Below are 22,192 nucleotides of genomic sequence, written 5' to 3'. Positions count from 1 at the left end.
TACCCGCGCAAGCAACGTAAAGAGCCTTTTGCGCATTGTGCTCGAGCCCGCTCGGCGCATAGCCTGAGTCTGTGCGATTGAGGACCCAGGTGCTGTTGTTGCAGGCAGCGCTGGTGGCGGTGGCCCTGGCAGTGGCGTTCGGGGTGTTCGCGATCAGCAGTGGCAGGCAGGCGAGCGAGGAATACGGCGAACGTGCGCTCGCAGTCGCCCGGACGGTGGCGTCGGACCCGGAGGTGCGCTCGCTCGTCGAGCAGTTCTCGGCCGTCGACACCGCAGGCACCGATGCCGCGCCCGCGGGAGTGTTGGCGGGCGGTGCGCTGCAGCGCGCTGCCGAGGGTGCGCGCAATCGCACCGACGCCCTGTTCGTCGTCATCACCGATGATCGGGGTCTGCGCTTGGCGCACCCCGATCCGACGGTGCTGGGCCAGCGGGTGAGTACCGATCCTTCGGGTGCGTTGGCGGGTAACGAGGTGGTCGAACAGGAGCGTGGCACGCTCGGCGACTCCGTACGTGCGAAAGTGCCTGTGCTGGCGCTCGGTTCGACCGACCTGGTGATCGGCGAAGTGAGCGTCGGCATCTCCACGACGGCCGTGCGCACCGAGCTGGTGAAAGATCTGATCAACGGCGGCTTGGTGACCGGTGCCGTGCTGTTGCTCGGTCTTGCCGGCTCGACCCTGTTGGCGCGCAGATGGAAACGACTGACGCTGGGGCTGGAGCCGGAGGAGCTCGCCGAATTGGTCCGTGAACAGGAGGCGGTGCTGCACGGGATCGGTGAGGGTGTCGTCGCCGTCGACCCCGACGGAGTCGTCACGGTCGTCAACGACGAGGCGCGTACGTTGCTCTCGATCGACGGCAAACCGGGAATGCGCATCGAGAACATCGGCCTGACCCCCAGATTGCTCGAGGTCATCCGAACTCCGACGGCCGAGCCGGTGCTCGCGGCCGTGGACGAGGTGGTCGTCATCGCCTCCGCCCGAAAGGTGCTGCGTGACAATCGCAATCTGGGTACGGTGCTGACCGTGCGCGACCGGACCGACGTGGAGACGCTGACGCGTCAGCTCGACGCGGTGCAGTCGATGTCGGCGGTGCTGCGCGCCCAACGTCACGAGTTCGCGAACCGGATGCATCTGGTCAGCGGACTCCTGCACGAGGGCCATCCGGATCGCGCGTCGCAGTACATCGACGAGATCCTCGGTGTGGGGCCGAGATCGGAAACCGTCGAGGGCATCGATGCCGTGTCCGACGCCTATCTGCGGTCGTTCCTGACGGCGAAGGCCGCGCATGCCCGCGAGAGCGGGGTTCGAATGGTGTTGGGCGAGAACACCTGGGTCGGGGGAGAGGTCGCCGTTCCCGTCGACGTCACGACCGTGCTGGGCAATTTGGTGGACAACGCGATCGATGCGGCCAGGATGGGAGTCAGGCGGCCGGCCGAGGTGGAAGTGGAGCTGGTGCAGGACGGTTCGACGCTGCACATCGTGGTCGTCGATTCCGGCGACGGTGTGGATCTGGAACTCGATCAGGTGTTCGTGGAGGGAGTCTCGACCAAGTCGACGGCGGAATCCCCGGGCGGTCGAGGCGTGGGGTTGGCGCTGAGTCGGCAGATCGCGCGCACCCGCGGCGGTGACGTGACGTTGGCCGATGTCGGTGGGCAGATCACCGACGAGAACGAACGAGGCGGCGCAGTGTTCATTGCGTCGATACCGGATGCACTACTGACCGACGAGGTGTCGCAATGAGAGTACTGGTGGTGGACGACGATTTCCGAGTCGCGGATCTGCATGCGGCACTGGTGAATTCGCTCGACAACTTCGAGGTGGCCGCGGTGGCGACGAGCATCGCCCAGGCGCGGGAGTTGGCGTCGACGCACTCGTTCGATCTGGCGCTGGTCGACGTCTATCTGCCCGACGGGTCCGGAATCGACCTGGTGCGCGAACTCGAGTGCGACGCAGTGGTGCTCTCCGCTGCAGCGGATCAGCAGACGGTGCGCTCGGCGATGACCGCGGGTGCCTGGACGTATCTGATCAAACCGTTTCCGCGCTCGGCGCTGGTCGATCGCCTGACCGGATACCTGACGTACCGCAGCGCTCTGGACCGTGCGGACGAGCTGAGCCAGGCCGACATCGACAGCGGACTCGATGCGCTCCGTCCGCGGGCTGCGGCACCGCTGCCGTCCTCGCAGTCCGTCACCCGTGATCTCGTGCTCGACGCGGTGCGCACGACGGCCGAGCCGATGTCCGCGGGTGAAGTTGCTGCAGCGATCGGCATTTCACGTGCGACGGCGCAGCGCTATCTGGCAACCCTGGTGTCCAAGGGGCGACTGCGCATGCAGCTGCGCTACGGGTCGACCGGGAGGCCGGAGCAGGAGTACTCGCTACCTCCGGGTGCGTGAGGCCGCCACGACCACGGCTCCGACCACAGAAATTGCCGCGGTGACCAGAGCTGCGGTGTTCCATCCGTGCACCAGCACCGCTGCGCTGTGGTCGCCGGCCGGAACGGCAACCACCGCAACGACGGTGACACCGATGGCGGATCCGACGTAGCGCGCAGTGTTGTTCGCCCCGCTGCCCATGCCGCCGCGTCCGGCGGGCACGCTGGCCACGGCCTCGCGTCCGAGAGCGGCGTTGAGCACTCCGCTGGCGACGCCTGCCACGAGTAGTCCTGGCAGCAATCGCGGCCAGGCTGCGTTCTCGGACAACCCTGTGAGCATCAGCATGCCGAGTGCAACGCCCACCAGACCGACGGCAAGTTGCGTTCGGCCACTCAGGGACGCGGGCAACCTGCGGGCGAGCAAGGCGGTGACCACGGAGGTGGCCGACCAGCCGAACAGCAACAGGGCGGCACCGAGCGCATCGATTCCCAATACGGTTCCGAGAAATCCGGGCATGTACGACAACAGCGCGATGATGCCACCGCCGGTGGCAAGCGCGGCGATCGTGGCGGCCAGAAACGGTGGGTGTCGGAAGAGGTTCAGGTCGAGCATCGCTGTGGTGCTGCGTAATTCGAGGACTGTGAAGGCGGCCAGTAACAGGGCTGCGAGGACGAAGAGAACGATCGGGGTCACGGCCGTCCAACCCTGTCTGCCCTCGACCAGCGCGGCCAGCAACGCGGTGATGCCCGACGCCAACAGCAGCGCGCCGATCGGATCGAGGCCTCGCGGGGCGTCGGAGATGGATTCTTCGACGAGCAGGTGTGCGGCGACGGCGAGCGCGAGTGTGGCGATCGCAAGCACCACGTAGGCCTCACGCCAACTTGCCCAGCGATCCAATACCGCGGCGAGCAGTGGACCGAGGGCAATGCCGGCACCCACGCTCGCACCCCAGACTCCGCTGGCTTTCGCGCGCACCGGACCGGCCGGGTGGGTGTGCGCGATGATGCCCAGGCTCGATGCGACGACGGCTGCGCCGCCCAGGCCCTGCAGGATCCGCGCCACGACGAAGATCAGCGTGTTGGGCGAGACGGCGCAGGCAACAGCTCCGACGGCCAGAACGGCGGCACCGAGTGCGAACGTGCGACGACGTCCGAAGTCGTCGGCGACGGTACCGGTGGTCAGTAGGGCCGCGGCGAGGCCGATGCTCATCGAGCTGAGAATCCAGGTGCGTCCTGCTGCGTCCGACATCAGGTCTGCCGCGGTGCTGTTGATGGTCGCGAGCGGTGCGGTGAACGCCATCAGGGTCAGCAGGGTGCCGAGCGCTGCGATGGTGAGCGCGCGGGTGCTGTTCGCAGTGCCGGCGGGCGAGGGTGCAGCGTCGGTCATCGTTGTCCTTGTGGTCGGGTGATCGAACACCCGACCAGGTGCCGATGCAGCTACGGACGCGTCGACGACTGTCGACGCCTCTGCGTCGAGGCTTGCGCGACCGGGGTGTCAGTTCGGGACGTGAGCCTCGTGCCCGAGGTCACGCAACGCCGCCCGGAGCTTGGTCGCCGCCTCGTCCTGTGACTCCGCCGACGGATTCGGATCGGCACCCGAGATGTCGAAGTTCCCCATGTCGTACGCCGGAAACACATGCAGGTGCAGGTGCGGAACCTCTAGCCCGGCGATCAGCAGTCCGGCGCGGGGAGCGTCGAATGCAGTTCGGACGGCCTGGCCGATGATCTGCGCAACGGCAGTGATCTTGGCGAACACGGCCCCGTCGACGTCCTGCCACTGGTCGATCTCCTCGCGCGGAACCACCAACGTGTGGCCCTGCGTGACCGGCGCGATCGTCAGAAACGCAACCACGTCGTCGTCCTGCCACACGAAACGTCCCGGGATGTCACCGGCGATGATCTTGCTGAAGATGGAAGCCATGGGAACAGGATGCCTTACTGCTGTTCCTCCCAGGTGATTGCCAGGTCTGTCGCAGGATCGGTCCAGCTGCGCACACGAGGGTTGCCTCATGACAACAAAATCCCTCGTACGAGCAGCAGGCCAGCGGCCCGGCTCGAACGCCACGGCCACTCTCGAGGTGGTCATTCCGGTATACGACGAAGAGGCGGATCTCGAACAGTGCATTCGTCGTCTGCACGAGCATCTGGAGGACCGGATCCCGTTCCGGTCGCGAATCACCATCGCCGACAACGCCAGTACCGACGGCACCCTCGCCGTGGCACAGCGGCTCGCCGACGAGATCGAGGCAGTTCAGGTTCACCACCTGGACGAGAAGGGCCGCGGCCGCGCTCTCAAGGCCGTGTGGCTCGCATCGGACGCCGAAGTAGTGGCCTACATGGACGTCGATCTGTCCACCGACCTCAACGCTCTGATGCCGCTGATCGCGCCGCTGATGTCCGGTCACTCGGACGTCGCCATCGGATCGCGACTCGATCGATCGTCCCGGGTTGTCCGTGGCGCGAAGCGTGAATTCATCTCGCGCAGTTACAATCTCATTCTGCGTGCGTCTCTGCGCGCACGTTTCTCGGATGCGCAGTGCGGCTTCAAGGCCATGCGAACCGATGTCGCTCGGCAACTGCTGCCGCTGGTCGAAGACAACGGATGGTTCTTCGACACCGAATTGCTCGTCATCGCAGAGAGAGTTGGGCTGCGAATCCACGAGGTACCCGTCGACTGGGTCGACGACCCGAACAGCAGCGTCCATCTCGTCGACACCGCCGTCAAGGACCTGCAGGGATGCTGGCGCGTCGGCCGCGCCCTGGCCACCGGAGTGCTTCCGGTCGCCGAACTGCGTCGAAGCCTGGGACGGGAGCCGCTCGTGCCCGGAGTACCGCACGGAATGATCAGCCAGATGGTGCGATTCGGCATCATCGGCATCGCCAGCACCGTCGCGTATGCGTTGCTGTACCTCGTACTGCATTCCTTGATCGGCGCGCAGGCCGCGAACTTCTTCGGACTGTTGATCACCGCGGTGCTCAACACGGCGGCCAACCGTGCCTTCACCTTCGGCGTCCGTGGATCGGACGGCGTAGGCAAGCATCAACTGCAGGGGTTGGCGATCTTCGGCTTCGCCCTGCTCGTCACCAGTGGGTCGCTCGCTGTGCTGCACGCGTGGGCACCCGAGGTGTCCCGGCACGTGGAACTCGCGGTCCTCATCGTCGCCAATCTCGTTGCCACCGTGTGCCGATTCGTCGCACTGCGGTGGGTCTTCCGTGACTCGAAGAAGGCACTGTGACCACCGTGATCGAGCGTCCCGCCGAGGCCGCGCCGCCCACCCGCGAGAACTCCCCACGGTGGGAACGGATCGGGCTGATCGCGCTGTTGGTCGGCACCGGTGTCGCCTACATCTGGGGCCTCGGTGCATCGGGCTGGGCCAACTCCTTCTATTCCGCTGCGATACAGGCGGGCTCGGTGTCGTGGAAAGCCTTCTTCTTCGGATCCTCCGACGCCGCCAACTCGATCACCGTCGACAAGCCCCCGATGTCGCTGTGGTTGATGTCGTTGTCGGTGCGCATCTTCGGACTGAACACCTGGGCGATGCTCGTGCCTCAGGCTCTCCTCGGAGTCGCCTCCGTGGCACTGCTGCGAACCACCGTCAAGCGTCGCTTCGGTGGCGCGGCCGGTCTGCTCGCAGGCCTGGTACTGGCCGTGACTCCGGTTGCCGCATTGATGTTCCGGTTCAACAATCCCGACGCGTTGCTGGTGCTGCTGATGATCGCCTCGGTGTGGGCGCTGCTGCGAGGCGTCGAGACCGGAAAGACCAAGTGGCTGTTGATCACCGGCATGTTCGTCGGATTCGGCTTCCTCACCAAGCAACTCCAGGTGATGCTCGTCGTACCGCCACTGGCGCTGACCTATCTGATCGCCGGTCCGCCGAAGTTCCTCACTCGACTGTGGCAGCTCTTCGGAGCGCTGGGCGCGATGATCGTCGCGGCGGGATGGTGGATTCTGATCGTGGAATTCTGGCCGGCGTCCTCCCGCCCGTGGATCGGTGGCTCGCAGAACAATTCGATTCTGGAACTGACACTCGGCTACAACGGATTCGGCCGCCTCAGTGGTGACGAGACCGGAAGTGTCACCCCCGGCCGCGGCGGTACGGGAGCAGGTATGGGCGCTTCGATGTGGGGAGAGACCGGCATCTTCCGCATGTTCGACGCCTCCCAGGGCGGCCAGATCGCCTGGCTGATCCCGGCCGCGTCGATCCTGCTCGTGGTCGGACTCGTGCTGCGCGGCAGAGCCCCTCGGACAGATGTGCAACGAGCCTCGATGATCGTCTGGGGATCGTGCTTGCTCGTCACCGGTCTGACATTCAGCTTCATGGCCGGAATCTTTCACTCGTACTACACCGTTGCGCTCTCGCCCGCCGTCGCTGCTCTCGTCGGCATCGGCAGTGTCGTGCTGTGGCAGCGACGCGAGAGGTACTGGGTGCGCATCGCGATGGTCGTCGCGTTGGCGTCGAGCGTCGTGATGGCGTGGGTGCTGCTCGGTCGTAGCGCGAGCTTTGTGCCGTGGCTGAAGTGGGCGATTCTCGTCGTCGGACTTCTGGCGGCCGTCGCGTTGCTGATCCCGGCGCTGACCCGCGGCAGGCTGGCCGCGGCGTCGATCCTGGCGGTGTTGTTCGCCGGGCTCGCCGGCCCGACGGCCTACGCCGTCGACACGATCGACACTCCGCACAACGGATCCATCGTCTCGGCCGGGCCCGACACCGGTATGCGCGGATTCGGCGGCATGGGCGAGGGTCGACGTGGTCAGGGCGGGATGCCGGGTGGAATGCAGTTGCCGGCCGGGATGCAGCTGCCGGCCGGGATGCAGCTACCGGCGGGCGCTCCCGGCCAGATGCCGGGTGGTGACGGTGCGGCCGGTGCCGAGCTGGGTGGTGGAATGGGCGGTCTTCTCGAAGGTAGTGCGCCGACCGCCGCGATCACCGAGATGCTCGAGCAGGACGCAGACTCCTACACCTGGGTGGCAGCGGCCATCGGAGCCAACACGGCGGCCGGTTATCAATTGGCCACCGAGGAGCCCGTGATGCCCGTCGGCGGGTTCAACGGCACCGACCCGTCGCCGACACTCGCCGAATTCCAGCAGTACGTCGCCGACGGAGAGATCCACTACTTCATCGGAGGCGGCGGCATCCCGGGCATGGAGTCGGGAACCTCGGCCGCGATCTCGGCGTGGGTCGCCGAGAACTTCACCGCGACCACCGTCGACAACGTGACGTTCTACGACCTCACGCGGTAGCACCGATACCACCACGAGAAAGCCCCGCACCGTGACAGGTGCGGGGCGCTGTCGCGTCGAGCAGATAGTCTGATGCACTGTGCGCGTACTTGTCATAGGTTCCGGTGCTCGTGAGCACGCCCTTCTACTTGCGTTGAAGGCCGATCCGTCGGTCGAGAAGCTCTTCGTGTCTCCCGGCAACGCAGGCACCGCAAAGCTTGCCGAGCAGCACGCGGTCGACGTGGCCTCCGGCGAGGCGGTGACCGAGCTGGCGAAGAAGCTCGAAGCCGATCTTGTGGTCATCGGACCGGAGGTGCCCCTCGTTCTCGGTGTGGCCGACGCGCTCCGGGAAGCCGGCATCGCCGCGTTCGGCCCGTCCGCCGACGCCGCCCGCATCGAAGGGTCCAAGGCATTCGCCAAGGACGTGATGGCAGCGGCCGGAGTGCGAACCGCGCACAGTGAAATCGTCGACTCGCCCGCCCTGCTCGACGCAGCACTGGACCGTTTCGGTCCCCATTGGGTGGTCAAGGACGACGGATTGGCGGCGGGCAAAGGCGTCGTCGTCACCACCGATCGTCTCGTCGCCCGTGATCATGCTGCCGAACTCCTCGAGAACGGCCACCCGGTTCTGCTCGAATCGTTCCTCGACGGCCCCGAGGTGTCCCTGTTCTGCCTCGTCGACGGCGAGACCGTGGTGCCGCTGCTGCCCGCGCAGGACCACAAACGCGTCGGCGATGGAGATACCGGACCCAACACCGGCGGCATGGGCGCGTACACCCCGCTGCCGTGGTTGCCCGAGGGTGCAGTCGAGGAGATCGTCCGCGACGTGGTGAAGCCTGTTGCCGCCGAGATGGTGCAGCGCGGCGTGCCGTTCTCCGGGCTGCTGTACGCCGGTCTGGCAATGGGTGCCGACGGCCCGGCTGTGGTCGAATTCAACTGCCGCTTCGGCGATCCCGAGACCCAGGCGGTGCTGGCCCTGCTCGACTCGCCCCTCGGTGAGGTGCTGAACGCGACGGCAACCGGCACACTTGCATCGCTTGCGCCGTTGCGCTGGAAGGACGGCGCGGCCGTCACCGTTGTCATCGCCGCCGAGAATTACCCCGGTCGACCGCGTACCGGTGACGAGATTCTCGGCTCGGACGGCGCGGGCGTCCTGCATGCGGGCACCGCGGTGAAGGATGGTGCGGTCGTCTCCGCGGGTGGACGCGTGCTCAGCGTGGTCGGCACGGGATTCGACCTCACCGCCGCCCGAGACGACGCCTACTCGCGTATCGCGGGAATCCGATTGCCGGGCAGCCACTTTCGCACCGACATCGGCCTGGCTGCGGTGGAGGGTCGTATCTCGCTGTAGATGGGCTGGAGCGCAGGTGCGCTGAGTGTCCACAATTTCCCTTATCACACGGGATCCCGTGTGCCGGCCGAAAAAGTGGACACTCACGTCAGTTGTCCACAGGTAGCAGCGTTATCCACATTTCTCGAATCGCTCGCCCTCGAGTGGATTTCCGACGCCAGGCTGTAATCCATGGGGGTTTACACGAGGCAGCAGCTGCTGGACACCGGCGTCAGCGAGGGCGCAATCGCATATCGGACGAGAGCCGGCACACTGACCCGGCTTCTCCCGGGCATCTACTGCACCGGCGAACCGACGTACCGTGACCGTTGCGTCGCCGCTACGCTCTGGCAACCGCACGCAGTGCTGAGCCATCTCGCTGCAGCGTGGTGGTGGAACCTGCTCGAGCACGAACCCGATCACGTGGACATCACAGTTCCTCGCGCGTCGAGAACTCGCGGTCCGAAGTGGCTGCGGGCATACCGACGCAGTCTCACCGAGTCGAGCTTCGCGGACGGTCTGCCGGTGGTGACCATCGAGCAGTCCATCATCGACGTTGCTGTGTCGCTGACCCGGCCCGAGCTGGAGCAGTTCTTCGACTCTGCACTGAGCCGCACGGTGAGCTGGCGCGGGGTTGCGAGGCAATGCGAGAAGTCGGCCGGGATGGCCGGCATCACCGAGGTGAGAAGGCAGCTGCGACTGTGTTGCCCGCGCACTCTGTCCGAACCGGAACGCTTGGTGGCTCGGGCACTCAAGGCGGCGGGCTACTTCCTCGAGATCAACGCGGAGGTGGGGCCCTACTACGCGGATCTGATGGACCGCCGCGCTCGGGTGATCGTCGAAATCGATGGACGTGAATTCCACAGTGCGCCGAATGTGTTCACCAACGACCGCGTGCGCCAGAATGCGCTGCAACTCGACGGCTGGCTGGTGTTGCGCTATTCGGCGGCAATGGTGCTGACCGACCTGGACTACGTGGTGCGGCAGATCGTCGAGACAGTGCGGCGTCGCCGGAAGGCACTGACGTGAGTGTCCACAATGTGTGCCCTCGGACGGGATCCCGTGCCTGCTGCGAAATAGTGGACACTCAGTGCACCTACGCCGAGCGAATCGACGTCGGTAGGGTCGATCCAATGCACAGTGAATCGCAGCGGTCGAAGGTCGAGCCGTTCCACGTGATGGATGTGTTCGCCGCGGCAGCCGAGCGGGCGCGTACTCACGGCGACGTGCTGTCTCTTGCTGCAGGTCAGCCCTCCACCCGAGCGCCCGAGCCGGTGTTGCGCGCCACCCGCGAGGCTCTGGATGCGCATCTGCTCGGGTACACCGAGACGCTCGGGATTCTGCCGCTGCGTCGCGCGATCGCCGAGTACCACAGCGCGCGGTACGGCATCACCGTCGACGCCGACGATGTGGTGATCACCACCGGCTCGTCGGGCGCGTTCACGCTGCTGTTCCTCGCTGCGTTCGACGCGGGTGACACCGTCGTCATGGCCAGGCCGGGCTATCCGGCGTATCGAAACACGTTGGCGGCGTTGGGCTGCCGCGTCGTCGAACTCGACTGCCTGAAGAGTACGCGGTTCCAGCCGACCGTCGCCATGCTCGAGGAACTGCCCGAGCCGCCCGCGGGGCTCATCATCGCGAGCCCGGCCAACCCCACCGGCACGATCATCGACCCCGACGAGTTGGCCGCCATCGCGCGGTGGTGCGACGAGCACGGAACTCTGCTGATCTCGGACGAGATCTACCACGGTATCGCGTACGGGGACGCGCGCACGGCGAGTGCCTGGGAGACCTCAACGGAATCCGTCGCCATCGGATCGGTGTCGAAGTACTTCTCGATGACCGGATGGCGGCTGGGTTGGATGCTGCTGCCGACGCGATTGCGCAGGGCCGTCGGACGTTTGGCGTCGAACATGACGGTGTGCCCGCCGGCGATCTCGCAGGTTGCCGCCATCGCTGCGTTCACCGAGGAGTCCCGCATCGAGTTGGATTCGCACGTCGAGCGGTACGCCGTCAACCGCAGGATCCTGCTCGACGGTCTGCCGGCCATGGGCATCACCGACCTCGCACCGGCCGACGGTGCCTTCTACGTGTACGCCGACATTGCGCACCTGACGGACGATTCGCGAAGTTGGTGTGCCCGAGTGCTTTCCGAGACCGGTGTCGCACTGGCACCGGGCGTCGATTTCGACACCGTCCGCGGAAATCACACGGTGCGATTCTCGTTCGCAGGCACGACCGCCGATGTCGAGGAAGCGTTGGAGCGACTTCGTCGCATGTGAGCGTTTCCTCGTAGCAGGCTACGAAGTTTCGTTCACATGCGGCGCAGCCGCTCCAGCACCTCGGAGATGTCTGCGGCATCGACGTCGCGGTGGGTCACGAAGCGCACCTTGCCCGCAACGGTGACCGCGGCGATGCCCAACTCGGCCAGTTCGCTCACCGTCTGCGCTGGGTCTTCCACAGTGGCCAGCACGATGTTGGTTTCGGGGGTCGGCACGTCCCAGCCCCGCTCGCGCAGCCCGGAAGCAAGGGTGGACGCGTTGGCATGATCCTCGGCCAGATCACCGATTCGGTCCAATGCGACGAGCCCTGCGGCAGCAAGAACGCCACCCTGACGAACGCCGCCGCCCAACATCTTTCGCACGCGGCGAGCCTCGTGGATACGTGCGGAATCCGAGACCAACATCGAGCCGACGGGTGCGCCGAGACCCTTGCTCAGGCACACCTGCACGGTGTCGGCGCCTGCAGTGAGCGACGCGATCGGAACATCGAGGGCGACAGCGGCATTCCACAGTCGCGCGCCGTCCAGGTGGACTTTCAACCCGCAATCACGCCCGGCCGCAACGAGTCCCGCCCACTCGTCCGGCCCGAACACAGCACCGCCGGCGAAGTTGTGCGTGTTCTCGAGCGAGAGCAGCGTCGTCCGCAACGCGAAGTACGGCCCGGCACCACCGGCTTTCGCGCGGACCGTCGACGCGAGGGGACGGCCGGGCCCGGCGTCGTGGGGGAGGGCGTCGGGCATACCGCCTGCGAGCCATGCTGCGGTACCGAGCTCGGACCCCAGCACGTGCGCGTGCTCGGGTGCCAGGAAGCGATCGCCGCGCTGCAGATGCAGCATCAGCGCGATGATGTTGCCCATCGACCCCGACGGCACCCACAGGGCCGACTCGAATCCGAGCAGACCTGCCACGGCTTCTTCCAGCGCCGCCATCGTCGGATCGTGATCGAGGACGTCGTCGCCCACTTCGGCGTCGGCCATGGCTTTTCGCATGACCGAATCGGGTCGGGTGATGGTGTCGGAGCGAAGGTCGATCGTTCGATGTGCCACAAGTGTCGACAATTCCATAGCGCGAAAGCAGTCCGACGAACGGCCTCGAGCTGGCACGATGACTTGAATGTCCGCAGGTCCGACCGAGTCGCAACACAAGGTGTCGGGTGCGACTCCGAAGGGGGTGCGCCGCCGCCAGGCATTGGCGTCGGCCGCTGCGGACCTCCTCGTCGAGGGCGGATTCGACGCGGTGCGGCACCGATCGGTGGCCGCACGAGCCGGATTGCCGCTGGCGTCGACGACCTACTATTTCGAGTCCCTCGGAGACCTGGTAGCCGCGGCGGTCGACGTCGTCGGGACGCGCGAGATCGACGTCATGCGCGGTCGCATCGACGACGAGGGCAAGTGCTCGAACGAAATGGAGTCGACGGTCGATCTCATCGTCGACCTTCTCATCGGGCCCCTGGACGGCCACGAGCAGCTGATCGCGCGCTACGAACGCTTCATCGCCTCGGCGCGGCATCCCGAACTGCGAGAGGTGCAGCTGCGGCTGCGCGCCCAGATCGACGACCTGCTCACCGACGTGCTGCGCAGATCGGGCCGAACCGTGCAGGAAGAGCAGCTACGACGACTCGTGGCAGTGGTCGACGGAGCCGTCGTCGGAGCGCTCAGCGAAGTGGATCCCGACCCCCGTCACATGGCCCGAAGCATGCTGCTCGCGGTCATCGACGTCGTGGCTCCGGCGGAACAGGTGCCGGCCGATTGACTGCTTTCGAGCCGGAGTCTGTGTCGTGGATCGGTGGCACCTCGCACACGCCGTTCTCGCAGACGGGGCCGTCGTCGCCGACGATCTCCAAAGGACCGCTCATGAGCCGGCAGCGGCTTTGTGCAGGACGTCGGTGAACACCGACGGGTTCTGCGCGCCCGACACACCGAACCGTCCGTCGATCACGAAGAACGGCACACCACTGATCCCGTAGGCGATGGCCTGCTCCTTGTCCGCGCGCACTGCCGGCAGGAAATCCTCGGACTTCAGCGCCTCGACCACCTCGTTACGGTCGAGGCCGATCTCCGCAGCAAGGTCGGCGAGGTCATCGGTGCGGCCGACATGGCGGCCCTCCTCGAAGTAGGCCGCCAAGAGCCGCTCCTTCATCTCGACCTGCTTGCCCTTCGACTTGGCGAAGTGCAGGAGCTCGTGCGCCTTGACGGTGTTGGTGTGCTGCAGGGCGTCGAAGTCGTACGCGAGCCCCTCGGCTGCGGCCAGCTCGGTCATCTGCGCCAACATCTGCGTGACCTGGGCGGCCGGCATCCCTTTGTGAGAGACGAGAAAGTCGACCTCGCTGCCGTCGAAGTCGACCGGTGTGTCGGGCGCGAGCTCGAACGAGTGGAACTCCACCTCGAGCGTTCCGCCCCCGGCGGTGAACTCCGCAGCGCCTGCCTCGAAACGGCGCTTGCCGACGAAGCACCACGGGCACGCGATATCGGACCAGATGTCGACCTTCACTGTTCGGCTCACGACGCCTGCAACATGGGAATGCGCTGCGGTTATTCCACGCTGCGGCGATAGTCTCGATGCTCGGTCCGACGGCCGAATTCGAGTCCGACCTCATCCGAGACCGACAACTGCGCCACGTAAGCTGGTCGCTCGTGAGCATCCCGAATGTCCTGGCCACCCGCTACGCGAGTCCCGAACTGGTGGAGCTGTGGTCTCCGGAGCACAAGATCGTCCTGGAACGTCAGTTGTGGATTGCCGTGCTGCGCGCACAGTCCTCCCTCGGAGTCGACGTCCCCAACGCTGCCATCGCCGACTACGAAGCCGTTGTCGATCAGGTGGATCTTGCGTCGATCGCCGAGCGTGAGCGGGTCACCCGGCACGACGTCAAGGCTCGCATCGAGGAGTTCAACGCCCTCGCCGGGCACGAGCACATCCACAAGGGACTCACCAGCCGCGACCTCACCGAGAACGTCGAGCAGCTGCAGATTCTGCGCTCACTCGAACACGTCCACGGGCACGGCGTTGCTGTCGCGAAGCGGCTCGCCGAGCGCGCGGCCGAGTACTCCTCGCTGGTGATGGCCGGGCGCAGTCACAACGTCGCTGCCCAGGCCACCACGCTGGGCAAGCGATTCGCGTCTGCCGCGGACGAGCTGCTGTTGGCGCTGTCGAGGGTGCAGGAACTGATCGCGCGCTACCCGCTGCGCGGAATCAAGGGGCCGATGGGCACCTCGCAGGACATGCTCGACCTGTTCGGCGGTGACTCCGCCAAGCTGGTCGCTCTCGAGCGGATCGTTGCCGACCACCTCGGCTTCCGCCACACGCTCACCAGCGTCGGCCAGGTCTACCCGCGCTCGCTCGACCACGAGGTCGTGTCCGCGCTGGTCCAGGTCGGTGCCGGCCCGTCCTCGTTCGCACACACCGTCCGCCTGATGGCAGGCCACGAACTCGTCACCGAAGGTTTCCAACCGGGCCAGGTCGGCTCGTCGGCGATGCCGCACAAGATGAACACCCGGTCGTGTGAGCGCGTCAACGGCCTGCAGGTGGTGCTGCGCGGCTACGGATCGATGGCCGCCGAGCTCGCCGGAGCGCAGTGGAACGAGGGCGACGTCTTCTGTTCCGTTGTTCGCCGCGTCGCGCTGCCCGACGCCTTTTTCGCTATCGACGGTCTCATCGAGACCTTCCTGACCGTGCTCGACGAATTCGGGGCGTATCCGGCGGTCATCGCGAAGGAACTCGACCGCTACCTGCCGTTCCTCGCGACGACCAAGGTGCTGATGGCAGCCGTGCGCGCGGGCGTCGGACGCGAAACCGCACACGAGGCGATCAAGGAACACGCCGTTGCCGTCGCATTGGCGATGCGTGAGCAGGGACTCGACCCGGACCTGCTCGACCGCCTGGCCGCCGACGATCGGCTGCCACTCGACCACGCTGCCCTCGATGCGGCGCTGGCCGACAAGACGGCCTTCATCGGTGCGGCCGACGCTCAGGTCGGTGCTGTCGTCTCGGCAGTGGAGCGGCTGATCGCGAAATTCCCGGCCGGAGCGTCGTACAGCCCGTCGCCCATTCTCTAGTCAGGCGAGGACGTCGGGCAGGTCGGCGACCGAGTCGATCACGTGATCGGGTTCCATCGCGAACTCGTCGGTGATGCGTCGATCGAGGACGTCCTGACGGAATTTCCCGGTGCGAACGAGTACTCCCGTCATGCCGACGACCTGGGCGGCGAGGACGTCGTTGTCGAGATCGTCACCGACCATGACGACGTCGTCCGGGTCGACGCCCATCCGATCTGATGCCGTCCGGAAGCCCAGGGGAGCGGGCTTGCCGATCGCTTTCGCAGCGTGACCGGACGCTTGCTCCATCCCGGCGAGGTACATGCCGGTGTCGATGCGCAACCCGCCACCGGTGCTCCACATCAACGACCTGTGCATTGCGACGACGGGTATGCCGCGGCACAGCCAGTCGTAGACGCGGCTGAGCCGCTCGTGCGTGAACTCCGGCCCGGCACCGCCGACCACCACGACGTCGGGATCCTCGGACGTCTCGTCGACGAAGTCGATTCCCGGCATGTCTCTTGCGATCTCACCGTTGTTGATCAGCACCACCCGTGAATCCGGATAGTTCTCGCGAAGATGATCTGCGGTGAGCGACGCGGCCGTGACGATCTCGTCCGAATGCACGTCCAGCCCGACATCGCGCAGTGCGGTCGCGATCTGCTCACGCGTCTTCGACGTCGTATTGGTCAGAAATGCGCGCGCAATGTCCTTGCTGTCCAAGTACTTCAGAGTGTCCGCTGCCCCTGGCACCGCTTGCCACGACGTCACCAGAACGCCGTCGATGTCGAAAAGAACCCCGCCGATACCCATCGACAAACAGTAGTCTCCGGCTTCGGGCTCTGCAGCCTCAGAGCACCGAGCGCCTACGCTCGGTGGTTGTGAACCCCTACACGATTTTCGCCGAGATCATTGCCGGGACGGCCGAGGCTTCTCGCGTCCACGAGGACGAGACAGCGGTTGCGTTCATGGACATCAGGCCGCTCACCAGCGGACATGTGCTGGTCGTGCCCAGGCAGCAGTTCCGGACTCTCGAGGAGCTGCCACCGGAGATCGGGGCGCACCTGTTCGTGGTGGGACAGAAAGTGGCCGCCGCTGTGCGAGCGAGCAATCCGCGTGTCGCCGGAGTCAACTTCTTTCTCGCCGACGGCACGGTGGCCGGTCAGGAAATCTTCCACGTGCACCTGCACGTGATCCCCCGGATGATCGGCGACGGCTTCGGGCTGCGGGCTCGGCCGTCGTCGCCGCAGCGATCCGAACTGGACCGGCAGGCCACAGAGATCGCAGCCGCTCTCACTCGGTCGTGACCTTCTTCGCCTTGGACAGCGCGTCGGCATAGACGTCGATGGTCTTGGTGTAGCGGCTGTAGCTCTTGTTGGCGCCGTAGTCCCACAACACCATCTGCTGGTCGTCGACGGCGGCGATCGTGTCGAAGGCCGGGTAACGACTCGGGATGTCGGCGAGCTTCACGTCGGCGGCGTTGGCGACGTCGTGATAGACGAACGCGACGTCGGCGTCGACGGTCGACACGTTCTCCCACGACACCTTCTTCCAGTACCCGTCATCGGTGCCGTCGGGTGTGTACATCCTCAGGCCCCACCGTTGATAGTCGCTGAAGTCGGGGTCTGCCGACGGGTCGAGGACGTACGCGACGTCGAGTGGCCAGACGCCGACGCCGGTGAGGTCCTGACGCTCCGAGGCAACCTTCTCGAATTTCGCCACGGCGGCGTCGAATTCGGCCTTGATGTCGGCCAGTTGTGGCGTGTCGAGGTCGACGCCGAGCGAGGATGCGAGTCCGGCGTAGTTCTCGATGGTCTTCGCCGTCGAGGTCGTATCCAAGGTGACACCCAGAGTGGGGGCGAGCAGATCGATCGTGTCTGCCTTCGACGAGTCGGCCGTGGTGGTCAGCTTGCCGAACTGGCCGAATCGAGGGTTGTACTCGCCGATGACGAGATCCGGTTCGAGGGCGGCGGCTTTCTCGACATCGAATGTGCCCCAGCTCTCGCCGACCGATTCGATGCCGGTGAGGTCGGAGCAACTCAGAATGGGGCTGGTGCCCATCGGAGTCGTCGACCAGATGGCGATCGGCTTGATTCCGTACGACATCAGAGCCGCGGCCGATTCTTCGTCGGCGATGATTCTCGTCGGCTGAGTATCGAGCGAGATCGTGCGTCCACGACCGTCGGTGTACGTGAACGGTCCCGATGCTCGGTCGACTGCATCGACGCGGTCGTTCTCGCCGCACGCGGCTGGGTTCGCGTTCAGGTCGACGACCTCGGTGTCGGTGGTGCCGCTGCTGCACGCTGCAGTGGCGAGAAGCACGAGCACCGCGATACCTCCGGTGCGGGCGCGGGGGCCGGATCTGTATCGCCCCATGGTGCGGATTCTTGTCGAAGACATGCGCTCACTTTCGCGTTCGATGATGGACGGTGGAACCGAGGGAGATCGAGGGCCGCACACGTTTCCGGGCGCACTCGGCGAACGACGGAGCCGTTGTAGCCGAGAGGATGTTAGGTTAGCCTACCGTAGGCAAGTAGCGTTGCTCATGACATCGAGCCAGGACGCTGGGCACTGCCGAGACGGCCATCGACGGACCCTCGCCGGCGTCACCCCGAATCTCGTCCGCAAGTAGAAGGAGACGCCTCATGCACCGCACCCAGCTCGGTGGAGCGATCCACCGTGTAGGCCTCGTTCATGCCGATCTGCACTCCACCGATCGAATCTCGGGGGCGACCGTTCGATGACCTCGCACAACGACCACGTCGACGGTCAGTACGACATCGTCGGCGTCGGATTCGGTCCTTCCAATCTCGGTCTGGCCATCGCGATCGAGGAACACAATCGAACATGCGCGCCGGCCGAGCGTCTGACCTCGTGTTTCATCGAGTCGAAGGACGAGTTCGCCTGGCACCCCGGCATGTTGTTGCCGGGCACCTCGATGCAGATCTCGTTCCTCAAGGACCTGGCGACGCAGCGCAATGCCGGCAGCGAGTACACCTTTCTGGCGTATCTGTCGGAGCAGGATCGGCTCCATCACTTCATCAACCTGCAGACGTTCTTCCCGAGTCGGCTCGAGTTCCACGATTACCTGGCCTGGGCCGCCGGAAAGGTCGACGCGACCGTCCACTACGGGACCCGGGCGGTGGACGTCGTCGACACCGGCGACGGCTACGGCGTCCGTACCGAGGGCCGGCGAACCGGGACCGTCCGGGCGCGCAACATCGTGCTCGCCGGTGGACTGACCGCCAGCCTGCCCGACGGGGTCACTGCGTCGGACCGGCAGTTCCACAATCACGATCTTCTCGGCCATCTCGATCGGTTGCCGTCGCGGACGCAGCGCACGTTCGTCGTCGTCGGTGCCGGGCAGAGCGCAGCCGAGGTGGTGGACTACCTGCACTCGACGTACAGCGATGCCTCGGTGCACGCGGTGCTGCGCAAGTACGGGTACAGCCCGGCCGATGACAGCCCGTACGCCAATCGCATCTTCGATCCGACGGCCGTCGACGACTTCTATTCGTCGTCGCACACGCTGCGCGAGCAGTTGCTGCAGTATCACCGCGGCACCAACTATTCCGCCGTCGACCTGCCTCTGATCGAGGAGTTGTACGCGCGCGAGTACGCCGAGCGGGTCAGCGGGCAGCGCCGGTTGTTCGTGCACGGAGCATCCCGGTTGGTCGGAGCCACCGAGGAGCCGTCGGGCGTGCGTGTCTCCGTAGAGCACGGCCCGACGGGGCTGGCCGAGGACGTACTGTGCGACGCTGTCGTCTATGCCACCGGCTTCACGTCCCTCGATCTACCCGAGATCCTCGGTCCACTGTTCGACGCCGTCGAATACGACTCTCGCGGTCCTCGCGTGACGCGTGACTACCGACTCGTGACGCGAGAACCGAGTGCGGGTTCGATCTACCTCCAAGGCGGCACCGAGCACACGCACGGTCTGACCTCGTCCTTGTTGTCCAACATCGCTGTTCGCAGCGGTGAGATCGTGAAGTCCGCTGTGAGCGCGAGGGTGCGATCGGTGGTGTGAATCGGGTGAGGACGAGCGTGGGCGACGAGCCGGAACAGCGAGACGTTCCGGCTGAAGTCGGTGGCCTGGCTCGTACCGATGCGCGGCGGGCCGCAGGATTGTTCTTCGTCGTCGCTGTCTTGGCAGCGTTGTGCCTGGTGAGCATCTCGGTGGGGACCGAGTACATCCCGATCGGTCAGGTGTGGCGCGGGCTGTTCTTCACCGACGGATCCACCGAATCCGTGATAGTCCGCGAACTGCGGCTTCCTCGTACCGTTCTCGGGTTGCTGGTCGGGATCGCCCTCGGGGTGGCCGGTGCGCTGATTCAGGCGATGACGCGAAATCCACTGGCCGACCCGGGAATCCTCGGTGTCAACGCCGGGGCGGCGTTCCTCGTGGCGATCGCCGTCGGTGTGTTGGGTGTCACCGGCATTCGGTCCTACATCTGGTTCGCGTTCGCCGGGGCCGTGCTCGCCACGGTGGCGGTGTACGCGCTGGGGTCGCTGGGGCGAGCGGGAGCGACTCCGATTCGCTTGACGCTGTCCGGAATTGCGCTCGGTGCGGTCCTCGGCGGTATCACCTCGGGCATGCTGCTGCTCGATCCGGATGCCTTCGACAGGATGCGGTTCTGGGGTGCGGGGTCGTTGGCCGGTCGGGGCGTGGACGTCGCGTTCGAGATCGCCCCGTTCATCGCGGTCGGCGTCTTCCTGGCCGCCCTGATCGCTCGTCCCCTCAACGCGGTCGCGCTCGGCGACGACCTGGCGCAGTCGTTGGGGGCGAACGTGATTCGTACCAGAATCATCGGTGTCGTCGCAGTGACTCTGCTCGCCGGCGCTGCGACGGCGGCAGCCGGTCCCATCGGATTCGTCGGACTGATGATTCCACACATGGTGCGCTGGTTCGTCGGCCCGGACCAGCGCTGGATCCTGATCTACACGGTGTTCGCAGCACCGGGCTTGCTCCTGCTCTCGGACGTGGTCGGACGTATCGTGATCAGGCCGGGGGAGCTGCAGGTCGGCATCGTCACCGCGTTCGTCGGCGCACCGGTGCTCATCGTGCTGGTTCGCCGGAAGAAGGCGAGCGGACTGTGACCCGTGAACAACACGGCGGCGGCATCGATTTCGGCCGAAAGCTGTGGGTCGTTCGAGTGCGGGATCGAGTGGACGGCCGTATCGATATCCGGGCGGTCGGCGTCTGCGCGGCCTTGCTTCTGGTCACGGTGGTGGTCTCCGTTCTCGCGGTCGGGACCGGCGACTTCTACATTCCGCCGAACGAGGTGCTCACCGCGGTGTTCGGCGACGCGCCACGCCTGACCGAGATCGTGGTGATGGAGTGGCGGTTTCCCCGAGTGGCACTGGCCTTCCTGTTCGGAGCCGCCCTCGGTGTATCGGGTGCGATATTCCAATCTCTGACGCGAAATCCTCTGGGCAGCCCGGACATCATCGGATTCGCCACCGGTTCCTACACCGGCGCGCTCGTTGTCATCCTCGCCCTCGGTGGTGGCTACTACCGGACCGGAGCGGGCGCGCTCGTCGGTGGCCTCGCCACGGCCGCGGTGGTGTATCTGCTCGCATACCGACGAGGGGTACAGGGCTTTCGGTTGATCATCGTCGGGATCGCCGTCAGTGCGGTACTTGCCTCCGTCAACACCTGGCTCGTGATCAGGGCCGACCTGGACGACGCGATCGCAGCCGCAGTGTGGGGCGCGGGCACGCTCAACGGGCTGGGATGGTCGCAGGTGGGACCCGTACTGGCAGTGTCGATCGTCATCGCGTCGGGCTTGGCGCTGCTCTCGCGTCGGCTGCCGATGTTGGAGATGGGGGACGACGCGGCGAGGGCGCTCGGTGTGCGTCCCGAGCCGACCCGGTTGATGCTGGTGTTCCTGGGAGTTGCACTCATCGCGTTGGTCACCGCGGCGGCGGGGCCCATCTCGTTCATCGCGCTCGCTGCACCGCAGTTGGCGCGCCGCCTCACCGGCACCTCGGGAGTGGCGATGGTGCCCGCCGCGTGCATGGGAGCGCTGCTGTTGGTCGTGAGCGACGTGGTTGCGCAGCGCGTCTTCGCTCCCACTCAGCTGCCGGTGGGCGTGGTGACCGTATCGGTCGGCGGCGCATACTTCGTGTGGTTGTTGGCGCGGGAAGGCAGGAAGCAGTGACGAAGCCTCGATTGCACACCGACGACATCACGGTCGGCTACGACAAGAGTGTCATCAGCGAGAACCTGACCGTCGAGATTCCCGACGGCAAGTTCACCGTCATCGTCGGACCGAATGCCTGCGGCAAATCGACTCTGCTGCGGGCGCTCTCGCGGCTGTTGAAGCCCTCGCACGGAACCGTTCTGCTGGACGGGAAGGCGATCTCGTCGTATCCGGCGAAAGAAGTTGCCCGACGCCTCGGCCTGCTTCCGCAGACCTCCATCGCACCCGACGGTATCTCGGTGGCCGATCTCGTTGCGCGGGGGCGTTATCCGCATCAGAAGCTGATCCGGCAGTGGTCGGCGGTGGACGAGGCTGCGGTGATCGAGGCCATGAACGCCACCGGAGTGACGTCACTGTCCGCTCGTCCGGTGGACGAACTGTCCGGCGGCCAGCAGCAACGCGTCTGGGTGGCAATGGTTCTCGCGCAGCAGACCCCACTGTTGCTGTTGGACGAGCCGACGACCTTCCTCGACATCGCCCACCAGGTCGAACTGCTCGACCTGTTGGCCGGTCTGAACCAGGAGAACGGTCGCACCCTCGTTGCGATACTGCACGACCTCAACCATGCCTGCCGGTACGCCGACCACATCATCGCGATGAAGGACGGAGCGGTGGTCACCGAAGGCGCGCCCACCGACGTCGTCACCGCCGAGCTGGTCGAGGCCGTCTTCGGGTTGCCGTGCCGCATCATCGACGATCCGGAATCACACACTCCGTTGGTGATTCCCAAGGTGGGCGGTCACAGGCTAGGCAAGGCTTAG

Annotated in this window: 20 protein-coding genes; 14 read left to right on the top strand and 6 right to left on the bottom strand. The window is 65.9% G+C overall.

Annotation, left to right across the window (positions count from 1 at the left end; all coding sequences use genetic code 11):
- The first annotated feature begins 71 nt into the window (after positions 1 to 71).
- On the top strand, positions 72 to 1,736 hold the full coding sequence (locus MTX35_RS04930) for a sensor histidine kinase (RefSeq protein WP_243593891.1): 1,665 nt from the start codon (positions 72 to 74) through the stop codon (positions 1,734 to 1,736).
- Positions 1,733 to 2,389, top strand: a complete 657-nt coding sequence (locus tag MTX35_RS04925; RefSeq protein ID WP_243593890.1) for a response regulator — start codon at positions 1,733 to 1,735, stop codon at positions 2,387 to 2,389. Before MTX35_RS04930 ends, MTX35_RS04925 begins: the two co-directional genes overlap by 4 nt.
- Here MTX35_RS04925 and MTX35_RS04920 read toward each other — a convergent pair.
- Both MTX35_RS04920 and MTX35_RS04915 read right to left on the bottom strand, forming a co-directional pair.
- Entirely contained in the window at positions 2,372 to 3,754 is a 1,383-nt protein-coding gene (locus tag MTX35_RS04920) for an MFS transporter (RefSeq protein WP_243593889.1), read from the bottom strand. The genes MTX35_RS04925 and MTX35_RS04920 overlap by 18 nt on opposite strands.
- A gap of 108 nt (positions 3,755 to 3,862) precedes the next feature.
- Entirely contained in the window at positions 3,863 to 4,288 is a 426-nt protein-coding gene (locus MTX35_RS04915; RefSeq protein WP_243593888.1) for an HIT family protein, read from the bottom strand.
- Between the two features lie 88 nt (positions 4,289 to 4,376).
- Between MTX35_RS04915 and MTX35_RS04910 the strand changes: the two genes are divergently transcribed.
- The 5 genes from MTX35_RS04910 to MTX35_RS04890 all read left to right on the top strand — a co-directional run bounded on the left by MTX35_RS04910 (position 4,377) and on the right by MTX35_RS04890 (position 11,197).
- Positions 4,377 to 5,603, top strand: a complete 1,227-nt coding sequence (locus MTX35_RS04910; RefSeq protein ID WP_243593887.1) for a bifunctional glycosyltransferase family 2/GtrA family protein — start codon at positions 4,377 to 4,379, stop codon at positions 5,601 to 5,603.
- A complete protein-coding gene (locus tag MTX35_RS04905) occupies positions 5,600 to 7,606 on the top strand; it encodes a glycosyltransferase family 39 protein (protein WP_243593886.1) in 2,007 nt (668 codons plus the stop codon). Before MTX35_RS04910 ends, MTX35_RS04905 begins: the two co-directional genes overlap by 4 nt.
- A gap of 79 nt (positions 7,607 to 7,685) precedes the next feature.
- Complete coding sequence (purD, locus tag MTX35_RS04900; RefSeq protein WP_243593885.1) at positions 7,686 to 8,936, top strand: phosphoribosylamine--glycine ligase; 1,251 nt, start codon at positions 7,686 to 7,688, stop codon at positions 8,934 to 8,936.
- 171 nt (positions 8,937 to 9,107) lie between these two features.
- Positions 9,108 to 9,944: a type IV toxin-antitoxin system AbiEi family antitoxin domain-containing protein gene (locus MTX35_RS04895; protein ID WP_243593884.1), complete on the top strand. Its 837-nt coding sequence runs from the start codon at positions 9,108 to 9,110 to the stop codon at positions 9,942 to 9,944.
- 104 nt (positions 9,945 to 10,048) lie between these two features.
- Positions 10,049 to 11,197, top strand: a complete 1,149-nt coding sequence (locus MTX35_RS04890) for a pyridoxal phosphate-dependent aminotransferase (RefSeq protein WP_243593883.1) — start codon at positions 10,049 to 10,051, stop codon at positions 11,195 to 11,197.
- Positions 11,198 to 11,229: 32 nt separating this feature from the next.
- On the opposite strand, the gene MTX35_RS04885 is transcribed toward MTX35_RS04890, so the two are convergent.
- Positions 11,230 to 12,261 (bottom strand): GntG family PLP-dependent aldolase, encoded by a 1,032-nt coding sequence (locus tag MTX35_RS04885; protein ID WP_279392944.1) that lies wholly within the window; start codon positions 12,259 to 12,261, stop codon positions 11,230 to 11,232.
- Positions 12,262 to 12,310: 49 nt separating this feature from the next.
- Between MTX35_RS04885 and MTX35_RS04880 the strand changes: the two genes are divergently transcribed.
- Positions 12,311 to 12,949: a TetR/AcrR family transcriptional regulator gene (locus tag MTX35_RS04880; RefSeq protein WP_243593881.1), complete on the top strand. Its 639-nt coding sequence runs from the start codon at positions 12,311 to 12,313 to the stop codon at positions 12,947 to 12,949.
- A gap of 99 nt (positions 12,950 to 13,048) precedes the next feature.
- Here MTX35_RS04880 and MTX35_RS04875 read toward each other — a convergent pair whose 3' ends face one another.
- Positions 13,049 to 13,699 carry a DsbA family protein gene (locus tag MTX35_RS04875; protein ID WP_243593880.1) on the bottom strand — a complete coding sequence of 217 codons (651 nt, stop codon included), beginning with the start codon at positions 13,697 to 13,699 and terminating at the stop codon, positions 13,049 to 13,051.
- 131 nt (positions 13,700 to 13,830) lie between these two features.
- On the opposite strand from MTX35_RS04875, the gene purB reads away from it, so the two are divergent.
- The gene (gene purB, locus MTX35_RS04870; protein WP_243593879.1) at positions 13,831 to 15,249 is read left to right on the top strand and encodes an adenylosuccinate lyase; all 1,419 of its coding nucleotides are present in this window, start codon (positions 13,831 to 13,833) and stop codon (positions 15,247 to 15,249) included.
- Here the strand turns inward: purB and MTX35_RS04865 are convergent, their stop codons facing one another.
- Positions 15,250 to 16,041, bottom strand: a complete 792-nt coding sequence (locus MTX35_RS04865) for an HAD-IIA family hydrolase (RefSeq protein WP_243593878.1) — start codon at positions 16,039 to 16,041, stop codon at positions 15,250 to 15,252.
- 68 nt (positions 16,042 to 16,109) lie between these two features.
- On the opposite strand from MTX35_RS04865, the gene MTX35_RS04860 reads away from it, so the two are divergent.
- Positions 16,110 to 16,535: an HIT family protein gene (locus tag MTX35_RS04860; RefSeq protein WP_243593877.1), complete on the top strand. Its 426-nt coding sequence runs from the start codon at positions 16,110 to 16,112 to the stop codon at positions 16,533 to 16,535.
- Here MTX35_RS04860 and MTX35_RS04855 read toward each other — a convergent pair.
- Entirely contained in the window at positions 16,522 to 17,628 is a 1,107-nt protein-coding gene (locus tag MTX35_RS04855) for an ABC transporter substrate-binding protein (protein WP_243593876.1), read from the bottom strand. The genes MTX35_RS04860 and MTX35_RS04855 overlap by 14 nt on opposite strands.
- 340 nt (positions 17,629 to 17,968) lie before the next feature.
- Between MTX35_RS04855 and MTX35_RS04850 the strand changes: the two genes are divergently transcribed.
- From MTX35_RS04850 to MTX35_RS04835, 4 genes are read left to right on the top strand one after another with little or no spacing between them, the layout of a single operon-like run.
- Complete coding sequence (locus MTX35_RS04850; protein WP_243593875.1) at positions 17,969 to 19,255, top strand: lysine N(6)-hydroxylase/L-ornithine N(5)-oxygenase family protein; 1,287 nt, start codon at positions 17,969 to 17,971, stop codon at positions 19,253 to 19,255.
- A gap of 5 nt (positions 19,256 to 19,260) precedes the next feature.
- The gene (locus MTX35_RS04845) at positions 19,261 to 20,325 is read left to right on the top strand and encodes an iron chelate uptake ABC transporter family permease subunit (RefSeq protein ID WP_243593874.1); all 1,065 of its coding nucleotides are present in this window, start codon (positions 19,261 to 19,263) and stop codon (positions 20,323 to 20,325) included.
- Positions 20,322 to 21,389: an iron chelate uptake ABC transporter family permease subunit gene (locus MTX35_RS04840; RefSeq protein WP_243593873.1), complete on the top strand. Its 1,068-nt coding sequence runs from the start codon at positions 20,322 to 20,324 to the stop codon at positions 21,387 to 21,389. The genes MTX35_RS04845 and MTX35_RS04840 overlap by 4 nt, the downstream gene beginning before the upstream one ends.
- On the top strand, positions 21,386 to 22,192 hold the full coding sequence (locus MTX35_RS04835; RefSeq protein WP_243593872.1) for an ABC transporter ATP-binding protein: 807 nt from the start codon (positions 21,386 to 21,388) through the stop codon (positions 22,190 to 22,192). Before MTX35_RS04840 ends, MTX35_RS04835 begins: the two co-directional genes overlap by 4 nt.

This window comes from Rhodococcus sp. ARC_M12 (genome assembly GCF_022810385.1).
Classification (GTDB): domain Bacteria; phylum Actinomycetota; class Actinomycetes; order Mycobacteriales; family Mycobacteriaceae; genus Rhodococcoides; species Rhodococcoides navarretei.
This window is presented reverse-complemented; position numbering and strand designations above follow the sequence as displayed.